The sequence below is a fragment of the Rhodococcus sp. Eu-32 genome (assembly GCF_003336925.1).
GTDB classification, from domain to species: Bacteria; Actinomycetota; Actinomycetes; order Mycobacteriales; family Mycobacteriaceae; genus Rhodococcoides; species Rhodococcoides kyotonensis_B.
Map to the genome: position 1 here is coordinate 274,098 of NZ_QGNK01000004.1, position 21,388 is coordinate 295,485.

A 21,388-nucleotide genomic window follows, 5' to 3' on the forward strand; every position below is an offset into this window, starting at 1 on the left:
CGTCACGTACCGGACATTTCGAGCCAGGCCCCGCTAGGGTTTACCGGTGTTCCAATCCCACCCTTCGATGCCGTCCAGGATGCGGCATCGTTCAGAATTCCGAATCGGAGATACAGCAGATGGCGCGTGAATTGGTGTGGACCGGCTTCATGTCGATCGACGGAGTCGTCGACTCCCCCGGTGGTGAATCGGAGGGCCACCCCAGTGGCGGCTGGGTCGTCCGCACGCCGTTCGTTCCCGAAGCGTTCTCCCTCAAGGGCGAGGAACTCGCCGATACGACAGCATTGATGTTCGGCCGCAACAGCTATGAGGCATTCGCTCCGATCTGGGTCGACTCGGAGGACCACGCCGCCTACAAGGAGCTTCCCAAGTACGTGGTGTCGACCTCACTCGAGGATTCCGCGCTGATCGACGGCTGGGGTGACACCACTGTTCTGCGGTCGACCCAGGAGGTCGCCGCGGTGAAGGAACAGGATGGTGGAGCAATCTTCGTCCATGGCAGCGGCGAACTTGCCCGCAGCCTCGCCGACGCCGGCTTGATCGACCGATACAACTTGTTGGTGTTTCCGGTCGTTCTCGGTGCAGGCAAGAATCTGTTCAGCCATCAGAGCCGGCCCGAGCAGCGCCTCGAACTCCGCGAATCCGAGGCCTACTCGAACGGGGTCGTCAAAGTCGTGTACGACGTCGTTCGCTGACGGGTCGAGGCGGAGAAGGGTTGGGCGCACAACGCTGCCCTTGACTACGGACTTGCATTTTGCAAGTGTCGTCGCATGAGCCTGTTCATCACTTGCCCGGTCGACGACGTCCAACGCGCGACCGAGTTCTACACAGCACTCGGCTGGACCCTCAACGCCGACATGTCCGATCACAACGTGTCCTGCTTCGCGATCGCACCCGAGCAATACGTCATGCTCGGCAGCCGCGAGATGTACGCGAGCGTCGGCGGCACCGAAGAGCTGATCGGCGGACCCTCCACACCCTCGAAAGTCACAGTGTCCTTCGATCTCGACAGCCGCGAGGCAGTCGACGCACTCGTCGAACGTGCCGCCGCTGCGGGCGGGCGTATCGGCGACACCGACGACTATCCCTTCATGTACCAACGCCAGTTCGACGACCCTGACGGCTACCACTACTCGCCGTTCTGGATGAAGCCGGACGTCGACACGACTGCATGAGCGACCTCGCCGCCGCCCTCGACGTCGTAGGAGCGCGGTGGGCGCTGCTGATCGTCGAGCGGCTGCTAGACGGGCCCCAGCGATACGGCGACCTGCAGCGAGACCTCGGCGTGCCGACGAACATGCTCGCAACCCGCCTGCGCGAGCTCGAAGCGGCAGGCGTCCTCACCCGTCTACCCCTGCGGCACAACACGCGGGCCTACGCACTCACCGACCGCGGACACGACCTCCGCGAGGCCATCGATACGCTCGGACGTTGGGCGGCCGACCCCTAAGGTCTATCGAATTTCAGGTGTGTGGGATCACGACCGCGCGTCCATTGATCTGTCCACGCGCGAGCTTGTCGTACGCTTCGGCGGCTTCGTCGAGCGTGAATGTTTCGACTTCGACCTGCAGCTGGCCGCGTCTGGCCATGGCGAAGACTTCGATCAGTTCGCTTCGGCTTCCCCAATACGGTGATCTGACATCGACGTCGAACGCTGTGGTCTGAAATCCCACCGGCAACTTTCCCCCGCCGATGCCGATGATGGAGACGTCGCCTTCGGCGCCTACTACCGCTGCGGCTGTGGTGACGGTTGATTGGCTCCCGACGAAGTCGAAAACCGACTGAACCCCTGCGGGCCCGGCCAGCGTACGGATGGTCGCTATCGCTTCGTGATCGCTCTGGATGGCGTGGTGTGCCCCGTGTCGAAGGGCCAGTTCGAGTTTCGCTTCGGTCAGATCGGTGGCGATGACCGTCGAGCCGGTCAGCTGCCGCAGTATCTGGACGGCGACGTGGCCCAGACCCCCCACCCCGATAACCAGAGCTGTGCTTCCGGCGGTGAGTTTGGGAATCGATTTCTTGATTGCGTGATAGGGAGTCAGGCCGGCGTCGGTCAGCGACACGTTCGCTACAGGGTCGAGGTCGTGGAGAGGGACGAGATGGCGAACGTCGCCGACGATCATGTACTCGGCGATTGCCCCGGGAGAACCCAGCCCGGGAGGGCGGATGGACAAAGATCGTGCATGGATACAGTAATTCTCCTTTCCCACAGCACATTTCACGCAAAGACCACAGCCCCACGGTCCGTAGACGGCCACCGCATCGCCTATTCCGACACCGCCGACTCCCTCGCCCAAAGCATCGACGACGCCTGCTCCTTCGTGGCCGAGCGTCAGCGGTAGTCGGCCGAAGCGGAAAGCCGATTCGGGTGTGTTCATGACAACGTGGTCCGAATGACAAAGGCCAGCTGCTGTCACTTTCAGGCGAATTTGTCCCGGTTGCGGATCGGGTGTCGGAATGTCCACCACTTCCGGAACGTGCCCGAAGACGCGGTACTGCAGGGCTTTCACTTATTCTCCTTCGGGTCGAGCGCTATCGACGAGATGCCCGTGACGCCGTGCCGCGGTCCTCCGTGGCGCAGGGGTCGTGTCGGCGGGTATTGCGGCTGACCGAAACCCCGGTACGCGTGCACTGATCTGCGTGACTCGTTCTCGTGCATTAGTTTTCGGACGGGGTGATCGACGTTGCGTCCCGCGCGGCCTCCCGGGGAAGCACCGGGGCCGGGCCCTGACTTGTTCGTGGCCTGGTTCGAGCGGCCAAAACCAGCAGTAGCGCGATAGTTGCAATGACCGCTTGAACCGCCCACGAGGTCGAAAATGCGCTCCAGGGCAGCGTCGCACCGTCGTCGCCCGAGCCTCCCGTGAGAACGGCTCCGCATACCTGGGCGCCGATCGTTCCCGCAACGGCTTGAATGGCGAAGTTCAGCCCGTTGAATTCGGTCACCTTTTCAGCCGGTACGCCACTGACAACCAGGTTCAGCGACTGAGTCATCGAGACACTGATCCCGAAATTGACGAACAACGCCGCCGCCAAGATGGTGACGATGCTGCCGCGTTCTCCCAGGCCGATCATGATTGCCGCACCGAACATGATCGCGATCGGTCCGATGGCTGACGCGAATCGTGGTCCGACCTTCCTGTCCAGGAAGGAGATCAGGGGGGCGGTCAGTCCCATCAACATAGCCGACACGAGCACAAGTGAGGTGGCCGTCGCGGACCTGCCCAATCCGTGAGACACCGAGTCCGGGAGCTGCATCTGCAACGGAACGCTGATCAGGGTGGCATTGATCGAGAACCCGGCGAGGAACATCATCCCCGACGCCGCCACGACAGTGAGGCTTCCCATCAAGCGAATGTCGACGAGGGGTTGATCGACGGTGAGTTCTCGACGGATGAACAGGAGGAGACCGAGTAGCCCAGCGGCGGTCAGTAGAACGAACTTCGGCGACAGCCACCCCCACTGCGGGGCGAACGTCAAGGCGAGCAACACACATGCGAGCCCCGCCGCCAGGAGGAGGCTACCGACGACATCGAGACTTGGCCGCTCGCCACTGCGTAGTCGTGGCGAACGCGGTACGAAGACCCACACGGCTACGAAGCACAACGTCAAGGCAACGAACGGCACCCAGAAAAGCCATCGGTAAGAAAGGTAGTCGGCTATCGGTCCGGCAATCATCGTCCCGGCCGCGGTACTGGCGAAGATTGCTGCAACCATGAAACCGTTCGCAGATTTGGTGCGGGACTCGGTTTGCGTGTCGCGGATGATGCCGATCGCCAGGGGCACGGTACTCAGGCCGATACCTTGCAGGAGTTGGCCGGCGATCAGCATGCTGATCGACGACGACAGGGCAGACGTCAACGTGCCGAGCGTCACGATGGTCAGCACGACGAGAAGTGCCCGTCGTTTGTCCCAAACCTCCCCGAGTCTGCTGACAATGGGGGTAGCGATCGTTCCGGTCAGCAGTACGCCCGTCAGCACCCACGCAATGGTCGACGCAGGAGCCTGAAACTCTTCTTGCAGAACGGGGAGCGCTGGAGGTGTTACCGACTCGTTGAGTCCTTTGAAGGCTGCCACACAGGCAATCGACGTAGCGAGGACGGCGGTGGCGTTGGTTCGTACCTGTGCGTGTGACATGCGAGTTCTGTTCAAGCGCATGAGCGCTCCTTCGAGGAGGGAGATGGCAGACCGCGCATCGTTGCGCTGGCCGTCGGAATGGACGCCGGTAGAGTTTGCTGTGGGAAGAGATAATCCATGAGTCTGTTCGGTGGCGCGCAATCGCCCGAGTTCGTGCACGCGACGCGTGCCGCCTGCCACGTCAAGTAACGACGTCGAGGACGAAAAGCTCTGTAGCAGGCGACGTTTGCGGTACACCCGTGTTCTGTTCGTCGGGCGGCAGTTCTGCAACACCAGACCCGAGCTTGACGTAGCGCGTGCGACTTGCGCTGCGACGTAGGGCGATGGTGACCATGCCACACAACTCCTTGAATGTGAGTCAAAATTAACATAGATCTGGTGGTGTGATCTTGTCAACACCTGGAGTACGCGTCGTGTACCGGTAGCGTCGGATTCAAATCCACAGTGGAGTGCATAATTTCGCGCCGCCATCGACAGGCCGCGTTGCGTGACCGACGAGCAGCGATAGAGTGTCGTGGACGATACCGTGAATTATCCTTAACTGCTTCGAATCGTCTCGGTCGCCCGACCACGCAGTCGTCGACGTGCGCCGAGCTTGCCCTGCCTTTGGGTGTTCGTGCTTGCATGGGCTAGGTGGCGCGTTCTGTGTCTTCGACGAGTTCCAGCAACGCTTCGACCGCCGTGGTGGTAGGCCGCACAGCCGATGTAGCTACGGACAGGGCGAGAGTCAGATCGGCGTCGACTACGGGGACGACAGGTAGGTCGGTGACGGCGTCGAGGATGTAGCGCGGCAACAGCGCGACTCCGAGGCCATGGCGGACGTAGTCGACGCCGGTGGCGAGATCGGTTATCTCGATGCTGACACGACGCTGTATCCCCGCGTGATCGAAGGCGCGATCGATCACCGTCCTGGTGCCGTATCCGACTGGGGCGTCGATGAAGTCGAGCCCGGCCAGGTCAGCGATCGAAGCTCCGTTGCTGCCGTCGAGTACATACTCGTGCGGTATCACCAGATCCAACACCGAGAACGCGAGACTGCGTAGGACGACACCCGCTGGACGTTCTTCCGGTTGGGACACGAATGCCAGGTCGAGACTGCCGTCCGCGACTGCTTCGAGAAGACCCTGTGTCCCTGACGGGGCGGCCCTGGTCAACAGCCGCACGCGTGGGTAACGACGGTGGTAGTGGCCGAGTAGTTTGGGAAGATCGTACAGAGTGATCGATCCGATGATTCCGATACGCAGAGAACCGCGTAACCCGCCGTTGACCTCATCGACGACCTCCCGCGCAGACCGGGCAGCCTCGAGCACCGCCCGTGCCCGCGGCAACATTGCCGCACCAGCATCGGTCAGTAGAACGCGCTTGGAGTTGCGATCGAGCAGGGTCGCTCCGAGCTCGCGCTCCAGCGCTTTGATCGCTGCCGAGACGGCCGACTGCACGATGTGCAGTCGGCCGGCGGCGCGAGTGAAATTCCGTTCGTCGGCAACTGCGACGAAGTACTCGAGATGACGTAGCTCCATTGAACAAGAATCTCCGTTCGCGATAGTTTCGAGCTGCTTTTCATGTTGGACTGCGAACTGTGTCGACGGAGAGAATTCTCTCGTCGAACCTTCTTCCACATCTCGCATCGGAGTCATTCATTGATCTCGCATAGAAACAGCTCAGATTTTGCGCGGCATGCACACCGCTGCGAAAATCGCCGCCACGGCGTCGGATTCTGGATCGTGGCGCTTGCATTTCTGACTGCAATGGCATTTTCCACAGCACCTAGCCCGCTCTACCCGATTTATCAACAGCTCAACTTGCTTTCGACATTCACCGTGACTGTCGTTTTCGCGGTGTATGCCCTCGGGGTGGTGTTCAGCCTGTTACTGGTCGGCCACGTATCCGACTTGGTGGGGCGTAAGAAAATCCTGATTCCGGCACTGCTACTGGAGTTGGGTGCGGCAGTCCTGTTCATGACGAGCAGCTCACTGGTTGTGCTTCTGATTGCCCGGTTCGTGACGGGTCTGGGCATCGGGATTCTGACTGCCACTGCAACGGCGTATTTGTACGAACTGCACGCTCGACACCGTCCCGATCGGCCGAGCCACCGCTTCGACAATGTTTCGACCCTTGCCAATATCGGCGGTCTCGGGGTCGGCCCGCTGATCGCGGGGGCACTGTCGCAGTGGACCGACGCGCCCCTGCAGGCACCTTACGTCGTGTTTGCGGTAGCGCTGGCGGCAGTAACCGTTGCGGTCGTCATCGTTCCCGAGACCACCGTTGCGCCGTCCGTTCGCATCGCATATCGCCCGCAACGAATCGGTGTCGGTCAGGGTGATCGGCCGCGCTACATCGCCGCCGCGACGATCGGCTTTGCGTCATTCGCCGTGATCGGATTGTTCACCTCTGTTGCGACGGGATTCGTTGCGGGAACCCTGCACCAAACGTCTCGGATGCTCAGCGGTCTGATCCTGTTCCTGGTGTTCGGGGCTGCTGCGCTATCGGGAACATCGACGCGTCGCCTGTCGCCCCATGTGAAAGCACGGTCGGGAATGGGCGCCATGATGGCCGGCATGGCGGCCATCATGGCGGGCAGTGCGGGCCAGCACTTTGTCGTCTTCGTCGTTGGAGGTGTCAGCGCGGGTGCCGGGGCCGGAATTCTGTTCAAGAGCTCGGTCGCCACTGTGGCAGCGATGGCAGTGCCCGCTGCTCGAAGCGAGGCGCTCGCTGGACTGTTCTTCGTGTCCTATCTGGGCCTGAGCTTGCCGGTATTGAGCGTAGGGGTTACGACACACTTCGTCGCGCTCTCGACGGCTATCTCAATTCTCGTGGGAGTGGTACTCGTGCTGCTGTCGACGGTTGCTTGGTTTACGCGTGGCACGTTCGTCGCCCGCTCGAAATAGGTGCCGAGGACTCATCGACCTGTCGATCTGTCAGCGGTTGCACTGCGCTATGGGCTGGTCGAGTCTGTTCGAACGCTTCGAACAGTCGGCCGCGGCGCCGTCAACGCCTGGAGCGCGGCGTTCGACATGGTCGCGATAGTGGCGTCTTGATCCAACCCTCGGTTGAGCGTAGGAAGCGTATTGAGCATCGAGAACACCGAATGCGTCAGAAGTCGAACCTCGGGCTCGGACAAGTCCGGACGCAACGGTGCAACGATCGAAATCCACTCCTCGGCGTATTGGTTCATAGCGCGGCGGATACGACGACGGTCCACTTCAGGAAATGCATGCTCGTTCTTGAGAAAGATCAGCGTCGTCGGCGCAGCGGACAATACAGACCGGATATGAAAATCGACCAAGGCCTCCAACGCGTCGCGCGGTTCTGATACCGATTCGACTGTCTCACGCGCATATTTCTGGAGAAATTCGAGAGGGTTTTCCACCACGGCGATGAGCAATGCCTGCTTGTTCTGGAAGTGGCGGTACAGTCCCGGCCCCGAGATGCCGGCCTGGGCACACACCATTTCCACGGTCACCGAATCGTAGGCGTTGTGTAGAAACAGGTCGGCAGCAACGCGCAAGAGGGCCTCCCGGCGAGTACGGCGCGCTGCCGGTTCCATCTTCGCATCCCGTGCGTCAGTCATGCTCATACGTTAACCACCGTTCGTCGGTTCTGAAGCCACCCCACCTGTGCGATCTCGCATCGACAGCCGCAGACGGCTTCAATGTTAACAGTTAGTAACTAGATACATGTCGCAATGCGAAAAGCGAGCATCGCGCCTCGCATCAGGTGCGTAGCTTTCGCGCAAGTCTGCGCTGTTGAAACGTTCTGTGGAGAAAATCCGCCGAATCTGTTGACATGGACGATGACTGAGCTTACGTTAATCATCATTCACATCACTGCATCACTGACCGGAAGGGTTGAGGACGATGCGATTCATTTTCATGAGTGAGGGCGAGACGCCCGCGGGCCACACGCACGAGCACCGCTACCGAGAACTCATCGATGAAGTTCTGCTGGCAGAGGAGGTGGGCTTCGACGCTTTCGGCACTTCCGAGCAGCATGTTGCCATCGGTACAGCGACGACCTCTGCACCCGAGGTGATCTACCCGTATCTCATGGCGCGTACGAGCCGCATTCGGTTCATCCACCTGGTGACCCTTCTGCCCACGCGTATCAACCACGCTCTCCGTGTGGCGGAGAGGCTCGCCACCGAGGACATCCTTTCCAACGGACGCGTGGAACTGGGTGTGGGGCGTGGTAACACGACACTTGCGTTGCGCGCCTTCGAGGTGTCACCGTCGGAGAACAAGGCGCAACAACTCGAAGGCCTCGAGGTGATCCGCCGCGCCCTGCACAACGACATCTTCTCCTTCGTCGGAGAGCACTACAAGATTCCGCCACGTAGTTTGGTACCGAAAGCAATTCAGGCACCATGTCCGCCGATCCATATGGCCACCGGAAGTCCCGAATCGGTCCGTGCTGCTGCGGAGCTTGGCGTCGGAGCCATCATGGGGGGGTTCTACCTTGGGTTCGAGTTCCTCGAGAACATGCTGCACATTTACGATGAGGCGCTCGCAGGAGCGACGCACACCTACCCCCTGCAAGCTGAGAAGCTGGCGGTAGTCAGTGGCGGAATGCACTGCGCCGAAACTCGCGACGAAGCGATAAACCTCGCGCGGACGCTGACCGAGTCGGTCGCCCTGTCAACCGACGCGTATCAGCGGCTGTCGAAGCTGTCGAGCGACTACCAGTACATGGGCGCAGTCAAAGATCTCGACTTCCACGACGAGCGGTACATGCTGGAGGATTCGGCGGGATTCATCGTCGGTGACCCCGATGACTGCATCGCGCAGGTGCAGCGGTTCGCGGACCTGGGCGTCGACTCCCTCGTCATGCGCATCGACGGGCTTCCGCATCGAGAATTGATGAAGTCGATCGAGCTCTTCGGCAAATACGTGATCCCGAAATTCAAGAACCCCGGCGCGGTCGTTCGCAGTTCCGGGGAAATTCTCGACGACATTCGGGCGGCACGGCCGGCCCACTACGCCGAGGTCGAAGCGTTCGAGGCCGCCCACAAACCCCAACCCGTTGCACCATCGAAGTAGGAGAATTCTGATGACCACGCTGCCCGCAGACGATATTTTCAGCAAGTACCCCGAAGAAATTTCGATCGAGCGTAAACCCCACGGGGTTCTGCTCATCACGATCAACCGCCCCGATCGACTCAACTCGCTCACCATGCCGATGTTCAAGGCCATGGCCGACATCTGGGCCGACGTCGACCGAGACCCACAGACACGGGTTGCCGTCGTCACCGGGGCCGGCCGCGGCTTCTGTACGGGAATGGACGTTCGTCAGCCAGACCCTACTCTCGACGACGCAATCGAGCTGATGGAAGACGAACGCCGACGGATCTCGACCCTGCTGAACATGGACAAGCCTCTGATCTCGGCCATCAACGGTCCCGCAGTGGGATGGGGCCTGTCGATGGCACTGCTCGCCGACATCAGCGTCGCAGCAGACGATGCGCTGCTCCGCGATGGACACACCCGCATCGGCGTCGTAGCCGGAGACCACTCCTCCCTCATCTGGCCTCTTCTGGTCGGCATGGCCAAAGCCAAGTACTACCAACTCACCTCGGCAAGCTTGACCGGCGCAGAAGCAGAACGCATGGGACTGGTGAGCTTGGCGGTACCGAAGGACGACGTCCTGGAACGGGCGCTGGCCATTGCCGACGATCTTGCGCAAGGCTCCCAGCAAGCCATCCGCTGGACCAAACGCTCCCTCAACACCGGATGGCTGACCAACGCACTGCCCCAGCAGGAACTGTCTGCAGCACTGGAAACCATCGGATTCGCCAGCGCCGACTACATCGAAGCACGACAGGCCTTCCGCGAAAACCGGCCCGCACGCTACCCCTCGGCCCACGGGAACAGTCATTCCGTCCTCGTCGCCTCGACCCATAACGTAGCGAACTGACCATGACTGATCTCGCCATCGAGCACGCGGACGGCATCGTGCTCGACGATCACGACGGAGTTCTCGTCCTCATTCTGGACCGCCCGCCCGCAAACTCCCTCGATGGCGCACTCATCGAAGCGATCGGTCGATTGTTCACCGATCTCGCAGCCACGCCGACCCCGCCTCCGGTCGTTCTCACCGGAGGCGGCGAGCGGTTCTTCTGCGCAGGAGGCGACATCAAGGAACTCGACTATGCGCAGTGCGGTGACATGGACTCCCGGATGCGCAACTTCCACGCGATGCTCGTCGCACTCGAGTCGTACCCGCGCCCCGTCGTCGCCGCGGTGAACGGGCACTGTGTGGGGGGCGGATTGGAGCTTGCACTCTTCGCCGACGTCATCTTCGCCGCCCACACTGCACGTTTCGGGTTTCCTGAGATCAACCACGGGTTGCTTCCAGCGGACAAAGGCATCCAGCGCGCCTCCCGCCTGCTCGGAGTACGCGCGACCAGGCAGATGGTGTTGTCAGGCGATCTGTTCAGTGCCGAGCGTGCACATCGGATGGGCATCGTCGACGAACTGATCGATCCCGATGGACTGCTCGACGCGGCCGTCGCTGCGGCACGCGCTGCCGGTCGAAAAGCTCCCGTGCTGTACGCAGCGCTCAAACGCAGCGTGAACAACCCGAACGCACACCACGACGACGATTCTCTTCGGCGAACCCTCGTCGCCTCCACCGAATATTTCGACGATCCGACCGCAGCCCGCCTACGCCAGAGCTGGAATCGTGACCGCCCACGCACCCCTGCCCGGCAATGACGGCCGACCCCGACAGCTCGACGATCAGCGTGCTCACAGTGTGGCGGCGACAGGGACGTCGACGGACAATCCTATGAACAGAACGCTTCTCACTATCCGCAGCGGCGACCGCGCCGACGGATCGACTTGATACGAATACGGAGAACAGAGTGACAACGAATTCACCGGACGACGGTCAGGACACAGTTCCGGTACTGCGCAATGTCACGGACTTCGAGGCGGTCGACCGCACGTTCGCACAGATGCTGTGCACTCGTGCCGAGCGCGAACCGGACGGCGTTGCGTTCCGCAGCTGGACGAACGGAGCTGTCCGCTCCACCAGTTGGAAAGAGTATCTCGACGCCGTCACCGACGCAGCTCTCGGCCTGCATCGACTGGGCATCGTGCACGGAGACCGGGTGGCGATCATGTCTTCGACCAGAGGGGAATGGGTCGTCGCCGCTCTGGCCATCCTCGCGATAGGCGCCGTACCTGTCGGGGTGTACCCGACCAGCTCAGCTGCCGAAGTCTCCCACGCCCTCGAAAGCACCGGTGCCGTGGCTATATTCGCCGAGAGCGCGAACGACTGCGCCAAGATCGCCGCCGTGGCCACTGAAACACCGGATGTGCGATCGGTGATCGGATTCGACGATGCACCCGATGGATTCGCGAGCGGCGTGCAGGTCACCGAATGGGTGGAACTCCTCTACAGCGGCCGATCGTCGAGCATGGCCGAGCCCACCCTGTTTTCACAGCTCGTCGCCGCCGGTCATGTAGACGACTTGGCTGCATTGTTCTTCACCTCGGGTTCGACTGGTGCACCCAAAGCTGTCAAGCACACGCACCGAACCCTGCAGTACTCGGTGTTGGGGTTCGCCGCGTCGTATCCCGACATCGGATCCACCCGGCACGATATGGTCGGATTTCTCGGCCTCTCTCACGTTGCGCCTGCTCTGCTCGGCGTATTTGCGCCCATCATGACCAAACTGGTCATGACGTACTGCACCATGGACCAGCGGCTGGAAGTCCTACGTGCAGTAAGGCCGAACACTGTTCTGTGGCCACCGCGCATGCACGAAAAACTTGCCAGCGAGACCCTCGACGCACTATCCGAATCCGGCCGCCTCTTCCGTCTTCGGCACGCTGCCGCAATGAAAGTCGCCCGCCGAGTCAGTGCGCTCCGTTGGGCTGATCGGCCGATACCCCGCTACCTCGACACGCTGAACGATGCCGCGGTGAAGTATGCATTCATGCCCCTGCGCGCCAAAGTCGGAATGGACCGAATCACGGTCAGCTGGACCGCCTCTGGAACCATGACACCGGACGTAGCTGCCCTCTGGCATATGTGGGGGCTCGATCTGCGCGAACTGTTCGGCACCACCGAAACATGCGGGTCGGTTATCGCCCAATGGGATAGAGCATTCCCCACCCCCGGCACCATCGGCAAAGCATTGCCCGATCCGCGATGGGCCGTCCGGGTGTCCGAGGAGGGCGAACTCGAGCTGCGCAGCCCGTGTCTGTTCGATGGATACTGGAACAATCAGGACGCGACCGAGTCGGCTTTCGAGGACGGCTGGTATCGCACAGGCGATTTGGTCGACATCGACGCCCACGGTGAAGTTCGATTAATCGGCCGGCTCAAAGACGTTCTCAAGACCAGCGGCGGCAAGAGTGTGAGCCCGCAGCCCATCGAGGTACGACTCAAAGCGAGCTCGCTGATCGAGGAAGCCATAGTCGTAGGAGAAGGGCGCAAATATCTGACCGTGCTGCTCAGCGTCAGCGACGAAGCACAATTGATGGCCCCGCGAGAGCGTGACGCCGCGCTGACGAACTGGATCGACGAAGTCAACACCGAATTGTCGCGGCCGCTGCAGCTGAAGAAGTTCAAAATCTTGCCGCGCGCCTTGTCCGCCGCTGCAGGAGAACTGACAGCTAAAGCGACAATCAGACGGGCAGCGATTCTCGAATCCTTCGCCGAACTCATCGACGAGCTGTACGACGGTGACGAGCAGAACGAGATTGCCCGCCAAGCGCGTTATGCGCCGACGGGCCGCAAGTAGGTGACATCGTGACCGAGCTGCGGATCGAAAACCTGACAACCGAAGAAGTCCGAGAGGCAATCTCGGGAGGCATCCGTACGGCCATTCTCCCCCTGGGCGCAACAGAACAACACGGATCTCATCTACCCTTGTCGATGGATGCAGACCACGCTGATGCGTTGGCGGTCCGCATCGCCCACGAACTCGGCAACGCACTGGTGCTACCCACCATTCGGGTCGGCTACTCCCCTCATCACCTGGGCTTTCCAGGAACACTGACAATTCGGGCGTCTACCCTCGAAGCGCTGTGCGAGGACTACGGGGCGCACCTGACCGACAGCGGATTCGAGCGACTGATCGTGTTCTCCGGGCACATCGGAAACTATCCGGTCATGCGCGAATTCAGCGGTCGGCTCGCTGCCAAGTTAGCGCCGCTATCGCTCGTCGTCTTCGACGACGGCGAGGCGATCATCGACGCCTGGCGCCGCACCGCGGACGAAATAGCCTCCCTGGGCGCATCCGTCGGAGGTCATGCCGACGTCGCGGAAACGTCGGTGATGCTGGCCCTTCACCCCGAGAAGGTGCGAGCGAAGCGCTATGCCCGCGGATTCACAGGAACGGTGGACACGGAATTTCTCGAGCGCACCTTCCGAGACGGCATCGAATCGATGTCCCCCTCCGGCATTCTCGGAGACCCACACGGGGCATCGAACGCCATCGGCGTCGCTTGCCTGAATGCCGTGACCTCGCTGATCGTCCAATACGCGCGACATCACGGCGCCTGACATCCACAAACCCTTCGAGGCGGCTCACATGAACTATCGAACGACCACAAACGGGCTCCACGCACCCTCGACACGCTTGTCCCCCATCGACTCCGGCGACACGGATACTGATTTGACACGGCTGCGCCGACTGTACGGACGCTATCCGACCGGCGTCGCTGCCATCTGCGCACTCGACGAAGACGGTTCTCCAGTCGGCATCGTGGCCACCTCGTTCACACCGGTTTCGATGCAACCGGCATTGGTGTCCATCTGCATCCAGCACACCTCTACGACGTGGCCGCGGCTGGCGGGTACTTCCGCACTCGGAGTGTCGGTCTTGGCCACCGACCAGGAAGCGGCCAGCCGCCAGCTGGCAGCGAAGAATGTGGACAGGTTCGCAGGAATCTCCTGGTTCACCGACGACTCCGATGCTGTGTTCCTCACCGGAGCAGCCGCGTGGCTCGAATGCACCATCTCGACCAGCGTTACCGCCGGCGACCACGACGTGGTCCTACTCGAAGTGCACCACTCCGCAGTCGACGACTCGGCCGAGCCATTGGTGTTCCATGGCAGTATCTTTCGCTCTCTCGCAGCCACGGAACGTCCCCGATGATCACGACCACACGACTCGATGCGGCACTGCAGTCCCTCGCAGCCGGCCGTCCGGTAATCATCATCGACGACGACGGGGCCGAGGTGGTGCTGTCCGCTCAGCTCGCCGACACCCACTGGACGGCCTGGGCTATCCGGCACACCTCGGGCCTGCTATGCGCCGCCCTGCCTGCGTCCCGCGCCGACGAACTCGACGTGCCGGCGATGTCCGCTGATGCTCGGTACCGTGCCCAGACCACCACCTTCGGTGTTGCCGTCGATGCAGCCGAGGGTGTCGGAACGGGCATCAGCGCCACCGATCGAGCCCGCACCGCACGCACGCTCGCATGTCCCGGCAGTCGACCCACAGACCTGACGCGACCCGGACACGTCCTGACGGTCAGAACGACCGACGGCGGAACACTCGCACGGAGCTCGAAATTCGAAGCGGCAGTGGATCTGTGCCGACTCGGCCGACTCGAACCGGTGGCGCTGACCGCAGCCCTGCTCGACGACGACGGAGCCGAAATCGCCGCTTCCGCGCGAACCTCCTTCGCCTACGCACACGACGTCCCGATCATCGACGTTCGCGACGTCGCGCACCACCGTCTACACCGCGGCGACGGCCACCGCGAACGAGTGCGTCCAGTGTCCACCCGCACCGTGGATGTACCCGAGGGAACGGTGCACGTCGTTGACTACCTCGACGAGCTGACCGGAGCGTCGCACTTCGCCTGCGTCGGCGTAGGTACAACAGCTACCCACCCGGTGCACGTCATCATCGAATCGTCACACCACGACCCGTTCGTCTCCGCCGCTCCCAGCCAACAAGACTTCGAACAACAGATATCACGGATCGCCGAAGAGGGCGGCACTGTGGTCTACCTGCGCTCCTACTCGTGGCTCCGCCGCCGGTGGGCAGTGTCGCAGGACGCGCTGATGCAAGGAGCTGCCGCGGCCATCGTCGCGAACCTCCGCCGCACGCAAGCAGAGGAACGCAACCGACAAACGACGAACGGCGCATCCCGTGCTCCGCAGCCGGCGCCCCGGTAGTTGCCCACAGCACAATCTCGAACGATCCGATCAGTCTTTGACCGCAGCGCTCTGACTCGAGCGCTCTACAGCTTGGAGAAACTGTGTCCGGTCTCGATGTTCCCTTGACGCCGCTTCGATTTCTCGAACGCGCCGCCGAGGTCATGCCCACCAAGACGGCCATCATCGACGGTGACCGCAAATGGACGTACGAAGAGTTTGCAGCAGCGGTGCAGAAACTCGCAAAATCACTACGTGCGCAGGGAATCTCGGATGGCCAGCGAGTCGCCTACCTCGCGACCAACTCAGCGGAACTACTGATGGCGCACTACGCCGTACCGTTGACGCGTGGGGTGCTCGTCGCTATCAACACCCGGCTGTCCGCCAAGGAAATCCACTACATCTTGGAACACTCCGGTGCGCGCACCGTTTTCGGTGATGCAGACCTTCTACGACCTGTGATCGCATCAGGCCTTTCGTTCTCGACAGTGGACCGCTGGGTCCAGCTGCCGGACGCCTCCGGGCGCTACGAAGAACAAGGGGTGCCGGTCCGCTACGATTCTGCGCTCGCCCATGCACGTGGTGAGGACCTACCATGGGACGTCGACGACGAAAACCGAACCATAGCAATCAATTACACGTCAGGCACCACAGGTCGCCCGAAGGGGGTGATGTACTCCCATCGCGGTGCGTATCTCAACTCGCTGGGCAACATCCACCACTCGGGCTTCGACGGTGACACCCGATATCTATGGACGCTTCCGATGTTCCATTGCAACGGATGGTGCACCACCTGGGCAGTGACCGCGGCATTGGGCACGCACATCTGCTACCGGGCCGTGCGCGCGGACACCATGTGGACGCTCATCGACGATCACGAAATCACTCACATGAACGGGGCGCCCACGGTGTTGACTTTGTTCGCCAACGCCGATCGAGCCCACCAGCTCTCAAAGCCGCTGACGATCAGTAATGGCGGTGCGCCACCGAGCCCGACGATTATTGCGCGTATCCGGGCACTGGGTGCCACGCTCGTGCACATCTACGGGCTTACCGAGACCTACGGTCCGTACTCGCTGTCCGAACCGAAAAGCGAATGGGCAGCGCTGGATTCGGATACCCAGGCGACGCTGATGGCACGCCAGGGGGTCGGCATGTTGACCTCCGAACGGCTGAGAGTGGTTCGAACGACGACCTCCCCCGACGAAGAGTTGATCGACGTCGCCGCGGACGGCACGGAGATGGGCGAGATCGTGATGCGAGGAAACACGGTCACGAAGGGCTACTACAACGATGATGCGGCGACCCAGGCAGCTACTGCTGGCGGATGGTTCCATTCAGGAGACTTAGGTGTGATGCACCCAGACGGCTACGTGCAGTTGCTCGACCGCGCCAAAGACGTCATCATCTCCGGCGGCGAAAACATCTCGACCATCGAAGTCGAGCAAGCAATCCTTTCCCACCCAGGGGTGCAGGATGCGGCTGTTGTGGGAACACCGGACAACAAGTGGGGTGAGCGACCGAAAGCGTTCGTCATCAGCTACGCGGGCGCGGGGTTGAACGAAGCCTCCGTCATCGCTCACGTCAAAACGCAGATTGCATCCTACAAGGCGCCCAGTTCGGTCGAGTTCGTCGCCAGCCTGCCTCGCACATCGACCGGAAAGATTCGCAAAAACGAACTGCGCGAGGCGGAATGGGCGTCATCGGACATCAGGATCAAAGGATGACACGTTCGACTCCGAGCCGCTGACCACCCACTGCCTCCATGTGAGACGGCGCCGTAGGCGCTTACCTTTCGAAGCCGAATACACTGTCTCGGAGGATTTTCGAATCAGATTCAGTACTGCGTCCACACGCGCGGCGGTCGCCCGCGCTGCGCAGCAACACAACCTCGAACACCTTTCGCGGCGATGAACTACGCAGAATGCCCAATCGCAGAATCACCACTTGTGCAGAGGAATTCACTCTGATGCACTGATGCTCGTTGCTGACAGGACGCAACTCGACGCGCTCCGCGACCCGGACGCGGACCGTGTAGCCGCACACACCCTCTCGTCGGCGCCCCTGGCATACCCTCTGCCCATCATTGCGGCTCGGTACAGCCAAACACTTACCCACCGGACGTCATCGATTCAGGAGAACATGTCATGACCAGCACTATTTCCGCCGAACACAATTCGGGTCGGGATACCTCGAACGATGTGCAGGAGATCGCCGGGAAGGTGCTGTGGCTCTCGACGTCGATCATTCACCACGCCAACCGAGTCCGACCCAACACAACCGGGCTCAAAGTCGGGGGCCATCAAGCTTCCTGCGCGTCGATGGTCGCGATCATGACATCACTGTGGTTCGACCAACTGCAGCCCGGGGACCGCGTGTCGGTCAAACCGCACGCGTCCCCGGTACTGCACGCGATCAATTACCTCCTCGGCGAACTCGACGAAAAATATTTGACGACACTGCGCTCCTTCGGGGGTCTGCAGTCCTACCCCTCCCGATCCAAAGACCCTGACACCGTGGACTACTCGACCGGCTCGGTCGGTATCGGTGCGACAGCACCGATATGGGGCGCCATGTCGCGCCGCTACGTCGACACCAGCTTCGGCGGAGCGGGTACGGGCCGTCAGTACTCGTTGGTCGGCGACGCCGAGCTCGACGAGGGCGCCGTGTGGGAGGCCATCATCGACCCCGGTGTCGCCGAGCTCGGTGAGATCGTGTGGATCGTCGACCTGAACCGCCAATCCCTGGACCGTGTCGTGCCCAATATCGCCGCCCGCAGGCTTGAGAAGATGTTCGACGCCGCCGGCTGGCAAGTCATCACCGTCAAATTCGGCCGCTTGCTCGAAGACCTCTTCGCCCGCTCCGGAGGCGAAGCATTGCGCCGCAGGATCCTGGACATGCCCAATCCCGAGTACCAGCGGCTCCTGCGCTGCACCGCGGACCAAGTCCGTGACCGTCTTCCCGGTGGCGGTCCCGACGCGGCCGCCATTACCGAGGTCATCGCCGGCGTCGACGACGCCACGTTGGTCGAGTCGATCCGCAACCTCGGCGGGCACGATCTCGACGCACTCCGCGAGGCGTACTCCCGTATCGACGACACCCGCCCCACCGTCATCATCGCTTACACGGTCAAGGGCTTCGGTCTGCCCACCCAAGGGCACCCGCAGAATCACTCGTCACTGCTCTCCGTAGAGGAATATGCCGAGCTTGCGCGCTCGCTCGGTACCGACCCCGAAAGCCCGTGGGGACGTTTCGCAGACGACACCACCCCAGGCGCACTGTGCCGCAGCACCGCTGACCGGTTGCGCCGTGAGCCTGTTCCGGCGTCGACACCTCCCCCGGTCCCCCACGACATCGGACGCACTCCCAAGGGAACGGCTACGACGCAGGCGGCGTTGGGTCGGGTGTTGATCGACTTGACCCGCGAAGCACCGGAAGCAGCCAAGCGCGTCATCACCGTCAGCCCCGACGTCAGCTCCACCACCAATCTCGGTGGCTGGGTCAACAAGGTCGGCGTCTGGTCCACCGCCGAGCGCCACAACTGGTTCGCGGACGACGCCGAAACCATCATGCACTGGCGCGAAAAGCCCACCGGCCAGCACATGGAACTCGGCATCGCCGAAACAAACCTCGTCGGCCTCATGGGCGAGCTCGGAGCGACCTGGAGCCGGTGGGGTCAGCCTCTGTTTCCGATCGGCGTCATGTACGACCCGTTCGTCGAACGCGCACTCGAACCCTGGTCGTACGGCATCTATGCAGGTGGACAATCCATTCTTGTCGGCACACCGTCCGGGGTGACGCTCGCAGCCGAAGGTGGGGCACACCAGTCGATCAAGACACCGTCCATCGGACTCGAACAGCCCGGCTGCATCACCTACGAACCGGCATTCGCCATCGACGTCGAATGGACACTACTGGCCAGCATCAACCGACTCGGGCGGCCCGACGGAACATCGGCGTATCTGCGCCTGTCGACCCGCCCCGTCGACCAGAAGCTCGCCGACGTGCCCGCCGATCCGGCGGCCCGCGAGCGGCGTCGTCGCCAGGTCGTCGCAGGCGGCTATCCATTGATCCGCCGCGAGGGCGCAGTGGTGACCATCGCTGCGATGGGCGCGATGATGACCGAAGCCCTCGAAGCAGCGCAGCGTCTCGAACAGATCGGCATCGTCGCCGACGTTCTGTGCATCACCAGTCCCGGCGAGCTGTACAAAGCCCTCCAAGCCCGCCGCGGGCACGGCACCGCGGAATCCTGGATTCTCGACCAACTGCTACCGGCCGACCGCGCCACCCCGTTGGTCACGGTCCTCGACGGTCACCCACACACCCTGGCATTTCTCGCCACAGTCAACCGAGTCGCGTCGACCTCGTTGGGAGTCAGCAACTTCGGGCAGGTCGGATCCCTCGACGAGGTCTACAAGTACCACCGGATCGACACCGACTCCATCGTCGGCGCTGCCCTCGACGTCGTCGGGCACTGACGAAGACCACAGGAAAGCGAACCATGACGACCACGCAAGAAACGACGACCACCGTCCCTATGCCCAGTCTCGGTGAGAACGTCACCGAAGGGACGGTGACGCGATGGCTCAAGCAGATCGGCGACACCGTCGACCTCGACGAGCCGTTGCTCGAAGTCGCCACCGACAAAGTCGACACCGAGATCCCCTCCCCCGTCGCCGGAGTCTTGACCGAGATCATCGCCAGTGAAGACGACGTCATCGAGATCGGAGCTGCGCTCGCCGTCATCGCCGCGAGTGGTGCCGACGCAGCAGTTTCGGAGCCCGATCCCGCGCCCGCCGCTGTGGTCGAAGCAACACCCGCGACAACGCCCCCTCCTGCGCACCCCGCGGTGCATCCAACGGCGTCCGCTCCCGCTACACCCAAGCCAGTGGTGAACCCCGCCGATCCAGGCTCCGATCGCGTGGAGAAACTTCCACGCATCCGGCGCACGATTGCTGCACGAATGGTCGAATCTCTGCAGACGGCTGCGCAACTGACCACCGTCGTCGAGGTCGACACCTCGCGAATTGCCGGATTGCGCCGCGAGAACAAGGACGATTTCCAGCAACGGACCGGTCACAAGCTGTCATACCTGCCCTTCTTGACCAAGGCAGCCATCGAGGCGCTAGCCGACAACCCGGTCGTCAATTCCTCGCTGAATCCCGACGTCACGGAGGTCACCTACTACCAAGCCGTGCATCTCGGGATGGCCGTGGACAGCGAAAAGGGATTGATGGTTCCCGTCATTCGCAATGCCCAGAACATGACGATCACCGAACTCGCCCACGCTATCGCGGCGGCCGCAGAATCGGTGCGGGCCGGAAAAGTAGGAGCCGACGACCTCACCGGCGGCACGTTCACCATCACCAACACCGGCAGCCGCGGGGCGTTGTTCGACACACCGATCATCAATCAGCCCCAATCAGCGATCCTCGGGACCGGAGCAGTCGTCGAACGCCTCAAGCCCGCGTACGACGCAGCCGGAAATCTGACGATCGCAGTCGTACCCACCGTGCATCTATCGCTGTCCTACGACCACCGGATAGTCGATGGAGCGGATGCCGCCCGATACCTCAGGGACGTCAAAGACCGCCTGGAAAAAGGCTACACAGCAGCGGATCTCACGTGAAACACGAAGCATCATGACCGCCGATGAGCGACGAGCGCCCCGGACCCCGCTGAACACCGTCGACGCCGCGATCCTCGAATTCGCCGAGCGCTGGGCGCCGTTCGGCGGCGGACACGAATTCATCTTTCCCGAATTCGGAATCCGCATCGATGAATTCTACGACCGTTTGGGCCACATTCTGAACCAGATCGATCCGCAGCACCGTAGATCCGCGCTCACGGATGCAGTGCGGCGTAACTACCCTTTTTGGCGTCCGACGTCGTGAACCCGCCGATATCAGCACAGCACTATCTCGGAGATCGAGAGCAGCTCTTATACAAAAGGATTGACACACAGTGACCACGCACCCGTCCCGCCTGTCCAAGCCCGACATACACACCACCGCGGGCAAGCTCGCCGACCTGCGTAGCCGCCGCGAAGCAGCGATGGCACCGTCCGGCGAAGCCGCGATCGAGAAGGTGCACGCCAAAGGCAAGCTGACCGCCCGCGAGCGCATCCTCGCGCTGCTCG

At 62.0% G+C, this 21,388-nt stretch carries 20 protein-coding genes and 1 pseudogene; 16 read left to right on the top strand and 5 right to left on the bottom strand.

Going from position 1 to position 21,388, the window contains the following annotated elements; genetic code table 11:
• The first annotated feature begins 119 nt into the window (after window positions 1-119).
• The 3 genes from DK926_RS07485 (at window position 120) to DK926_RS07495 (ending at window position 1,450) form a co-directional block, all read left to right on the top strand.
• Window positions 120-695, top strand: coding sequence for a dihydrofolate reductase family protein (locus tag DK926_RS07485; protein WP_068431860.1), 576 nt, complete (start codon window positions 120-122; stop codon window positions 693-695).
• A 75-nt stretch (window positions 696-770) separates the two neighbouring features.
• On the top strand, window positions 771-1,175 hold the full coding sequence (locus tag DK926_RS07490) for a VOC family protein (protein ID WP_114329879.1): 405 nt from the start codon (window positions 771-773) through the stop codon (window positions 1,173-1,175).
• Window positions 1,172-1,450, top strand: coding sequence for a helix-turn-helix domain-containing protein (locus DK926_RS07495; RefSeq protein WP_114329880.1), 279 nt, complete (start codon window positions 1,172-1,174; stop codon window positions 1,448-1,450). The genes DK926_RS07490 and DK926_RS07495 overlap by 4 nt, the downstream gene beginning before the upstream one ends.
• A 13-nt stretch (window positions 1,451-1,463) precedes the next feature.
• Here the strand turns inward: DK926_RS07495 and DK926_RS07500 are convergent, their stop codons facing one another.
• The 4 genes from DK926_RS07500 to DK926_RS07510 all read right to left on the bottom strand — a co-directional run bounded on the left by DK926_RS07500 (window position 1,464) and on the right by DK926_RS07510 (window position 5,651).
• Window positions 1,464-2,507: an NAD(P)-dependent alcohol dehydrogenase gene (locus DK926_RS07500; RefSeq protein WP_068431869.1), complete on the bottom strand. Its 1,044-nt coding sequence runs from the start codon at window positions 2,505-2,507 to the stop codon at window positions 1,464-1,466.
• A gap of 148 nt (window positions 2,508-2,655) precedes the next feature.
• Window positions 2,656-4,152 carry an MFS transporter gene (locus DK926_RS07505; RefSeq protein ID WP_114329881.1) on the bottom strand — a complete coding sequence of 499 codons (1,497 nt, stop codon included), beginning with the start codon at window positions 4,150-4,152 and terminating at the stop codon, window positions 2,656-2,658.
• Window positions 4,153-4,312: 160 nt separating this feature from the next.
• On the bottom strand, window positions 4,313-4,465 hold the full coding sequence (locus tag DK926_RS26625; RefSeq protein WP_157105438.1) for a hypothetical protein: 153 nt from the start codon (window positions 4,463-4,465) through the stop codon (window positions 4,313-4,315).
• Between the two features lie 295 nt (window positions 4,466-4,760).
• Window positions 4,761-5,651, bottom strand: coding sequence for a LysR family transcriptional regulator (locus tag DK926_RS07510; protein ID WP_114329882.1), 891 nt, complete (start codon window positions 5,649-5,651; stop codon window positions 4,761-4,763).
• A 204-nt stretch (window positions 5,652-5,855) separates the two neighbouring features.
• On the opposite strand from DK926_RS07510, the gene DK926_RS07515 reads away from it, so the two are divergent.
• Window positions 5,856-7,019, top strand: coding sequence for an MFS transporter (locus DK926_RS07515; protein WP_207890768.1), 1,164 nt, complete (start codon window positions 5,856-5,858; stop codon window positions 7,017-7,019).
• Between the two features lie 47 nt (window positions 7,020-7,066).
• On the opposite strand, the gene DK926_RS07520 is transcribed toward DK926_RS07515, so the two are convergent.
• Window positions 7,067-7,702, bottom strand: coding sequence for a TetR/AcrR family transcriptional regulator (locus tag DK926_RS07520; protein ID WP_207890769.1), 636 nt, complete (start codon window positions 7,700-7,702; stop codon window positions 7,067-7,069).
• 286 nt (window positions 7,703-7,988) lie between these two features.
• Between DK926_RS07520 and DK926_RS07525 the strand changes: the two genes are divergently transcribed.
• The 12 genes and pseudogenes from DK926_RS07525 to DK926_RS07580 all read left to right on the top strand — a co-directional run.
• Window positions 7,989-9,167: an LLM class flavin-dependent oxidoreductase gene (locus tag DK926_RS07525; protein ID WP_114329884.1), complete on the top strand. Its 1,179-nt coding sequence runs from the start codon at window positions 7,989-7,991 to the stop codon at window positions 9,165-9,167.
• A gap of 10 nt (window positions 9,168-9,177) precedes the next feature.
• The gene (locus DK926_RS07530; protein WP_114329885.1) at window positions 9,178-10,041 is read left to right on the top strand and encodes an enoyl-CoA hydratase/isomerase family protein; all 864 of its coding nucleotides are present in this window, start codon (window positions 9,178-9,180) and stop codon (window positions 10,039-10,041) included.
• A gap of 2 nt (window positions 10,042-10,043) precedes the next feature.
• Complete coding sequence (locus DK926_RS07535; protein ID WP_114329886.1) at window positions 10,044-10,841, top strand: enoyl-CoA hydratase/isomerase family protein; 798 nt, start codon at window positions 10,044-10,046, stop codon at window positions 10,839-10,841.
• Window positions 10,842-10,990: 149 nt separating this feature from the next.
• Window positions 10,991-12,880, top strand: a complete 1,890-nt coding sequence (locus tag DK926_RS07540) for an AMP-binding protein (protein WP_243636700.1) — start codon at window positions 10,991-10,993, stop codon at window positions 12,878-12,880.
• A gap of 8 nt (window positions 12,881-12,888) precedes the next feature.
• The gene (locus DK926_RS07545) at window positions 12,889-13,644 is read left to right on the top strand and encodes a creatininase family protein (RefSeq protein ID WP_243636701.1); all 756 of its coding nucleotides are present in this window, start codon (window positions 12,889-12,891) and stop codon (window positions 13,642-13,644) included.
• Window positions 13,645-13,720: 76 nt separating this feature from the next.
• Entirely contained in the window at window positions 13,721-14,239 is a 519-nt protein-coding gene (locus tag DK926_RS07550) for a flavin reductase family protein (RefSeq protein WP_243636702.1), read from the top strand.
• Window positions 14,236-15,270 carry a 3,4-dihydroxy-2-butanone-4-phosphate synthase gene (locus DK926_RS07555; protein ID WP_114329888.1) on the top strand — a complete coding sequence of 345 codons (1,035 nt, stop codon included), beginning with the start codon at window positions 14,236-14,238 and terminating at the stop codon, window positions 15,268-15,270. Before DK926_RS07550 ends, DK926_RS07555 begins: the two co-directional genes overlap by 4 nt.
• Before the next feature lie 83 nt (window positions 15,271-15,353).
• Window positions 15,354-16,976, top strand: coding sequence for an AMP-binding protein (locus tag DK926_RS07560; RefSeq protein WP_114329889.1), 1,623 nt, complete (start codon window positions 15,354-15,356; stop codon window positions 16,974-16,976).
• A gap of 420 nt (window positions 16,977-17,396) precedes the next feature.
• Window positions 17,397-19,727: a pyruvate dehydrogenase gene (locus DK926_RS07565; protein ID WP_114329890.1), complete on the top strand. Its 2,331-nt coding sequence runs from the start codon at window positions 17,397-17,399 to the stop codon at window positions 19,725-19,727.
• A 23-nt stretch (window positions 19,728-19,750) separates the two neighbouring features.
• Window positions 19,751-20,878, top strand: a complete 1,128-nt coding sequence (locus DK926_RS07570) for a 2-oxo acid dehydrogenase subunit E2 (RefSeq protein ID WP_114329891.1) — start codon at window positions 19,751-19,753, stop codon at window positions 20,876-20,878.
• Window positions 20,879-20,891: 13 nt separating this feature from the next.
• Complete coding sequence (locus tag DK926_RS07575; protein ID WP_114329892.1) at window positions 20,892-21,143, top strand: hypothetical protein; 252 nt, start codon at window positions 20,892-20,894, stop codon at window positions 21,141-21,143.
• A gap of 70 nt (window positions 21,144-21,213) precedes the next feature.
• Window positions 21,214-21,388, top strand: a pseudogene (locus tag DK926_RS07580) (methylmalonyl-CoA carboxyltransferase); the annotation flags it as partial.

Bases quoted from the DNA above. Each gene is read 5' to 3' on its own strand.
- DK926_RS07485 (WP_068431860.1), top strand. From the start codon at position 120: ATGGCGCGTGAATTGGTGTGGACCGGCTTCATGTCGATCGACGGAGTC.
- DK926_RS07490 (WP_114329879.1), top strand. From the start codon at position 771: ATGAGCCTGTTCATCACTTGCCCGGTCGACGACGTCCAACGCGCGACC.
- DK926_RS07495 (WP_114329880.1), top strand. From the start codon at position 1,172: ATGAGCGACCTCGCCGCCGCCCTCGACGTCGTAGGAGCGCGGTGGGCG.
- DK926_RS07505 (WP_114329881.1), bottom strand. From the start codon at position 4,152: ATGCGCTTGAACAGAACTCGCATGTCACACGCACAGGTACGAACCAAC.
- DK926_RS26625 (WP_157105438.1), bottom strand. From the start codon at position 4,465: ATGGTCACCATCGCCCTACGTCGCAGCGCAAGTCGCACGCGCTACGTC.
- DK926_RS07510 (WP_114329882.1), bottom strand. From the start codon at position 5,651: ATGGAGCTACGTCATCTCGAGTACTTCGTCGCAGTTGCCGACGAACGG.
- DK926_RS07520 (WP_207890769.1), bottom strand. From the start codon at position 7,702: ATGACTGACGCACGGGATGCGAAGATGGAACCGGCAGCGCGCCGTACT.
- DK926_RS07525 (WP_114329884.1), top strand. From the start codon at position 7,989: ATGCGATTCATTTTCATGAGTGAGGGCGAGACGCCCGCGGGCCACACG.
- DK926_RS07530 (WP_114329885.1), top strand. From the start codon at position 9,178: ATGACCACGCTGCCCGCAGACGATATTTTCAGCAAGTACCCCGAAGAA.
- DK926_RS07535 (WP_114329886.1), top strand. From the start codon at position 10,044: ATGACTGATCTCGCCATCGAGCACGCGGACGGCATCGTGCTCGACGAT.
- DK926_RS07555 (WP_114329888.1), top strand. From the start codon at position 14,236: ATGATCACGACCACACGACTCGATGCGGCACTGCAGTCCCTCGCAGCC.
- DK926_RS07565 (WP_114329890.1), top strand. From the start codon at position 17,397: ATGACCAGCACTATTTCCGCCGAACACAATTCGGGTCGGGATACCTCG.
- DK926_RS07570 (WP_114329891.1), top strand. From the start codon at position 19,751: ATGACGACCACGCAAGAAACGACGACCACCGTCCCTATGCCCAGTCTC.
- DK926_RS07575 (WP_114329892.1), top strand. From the start codon at position 20,892: ATGACCGCCGATGAGCGACGAGCGCCCCGGACCCCGCTGAACACCGTC.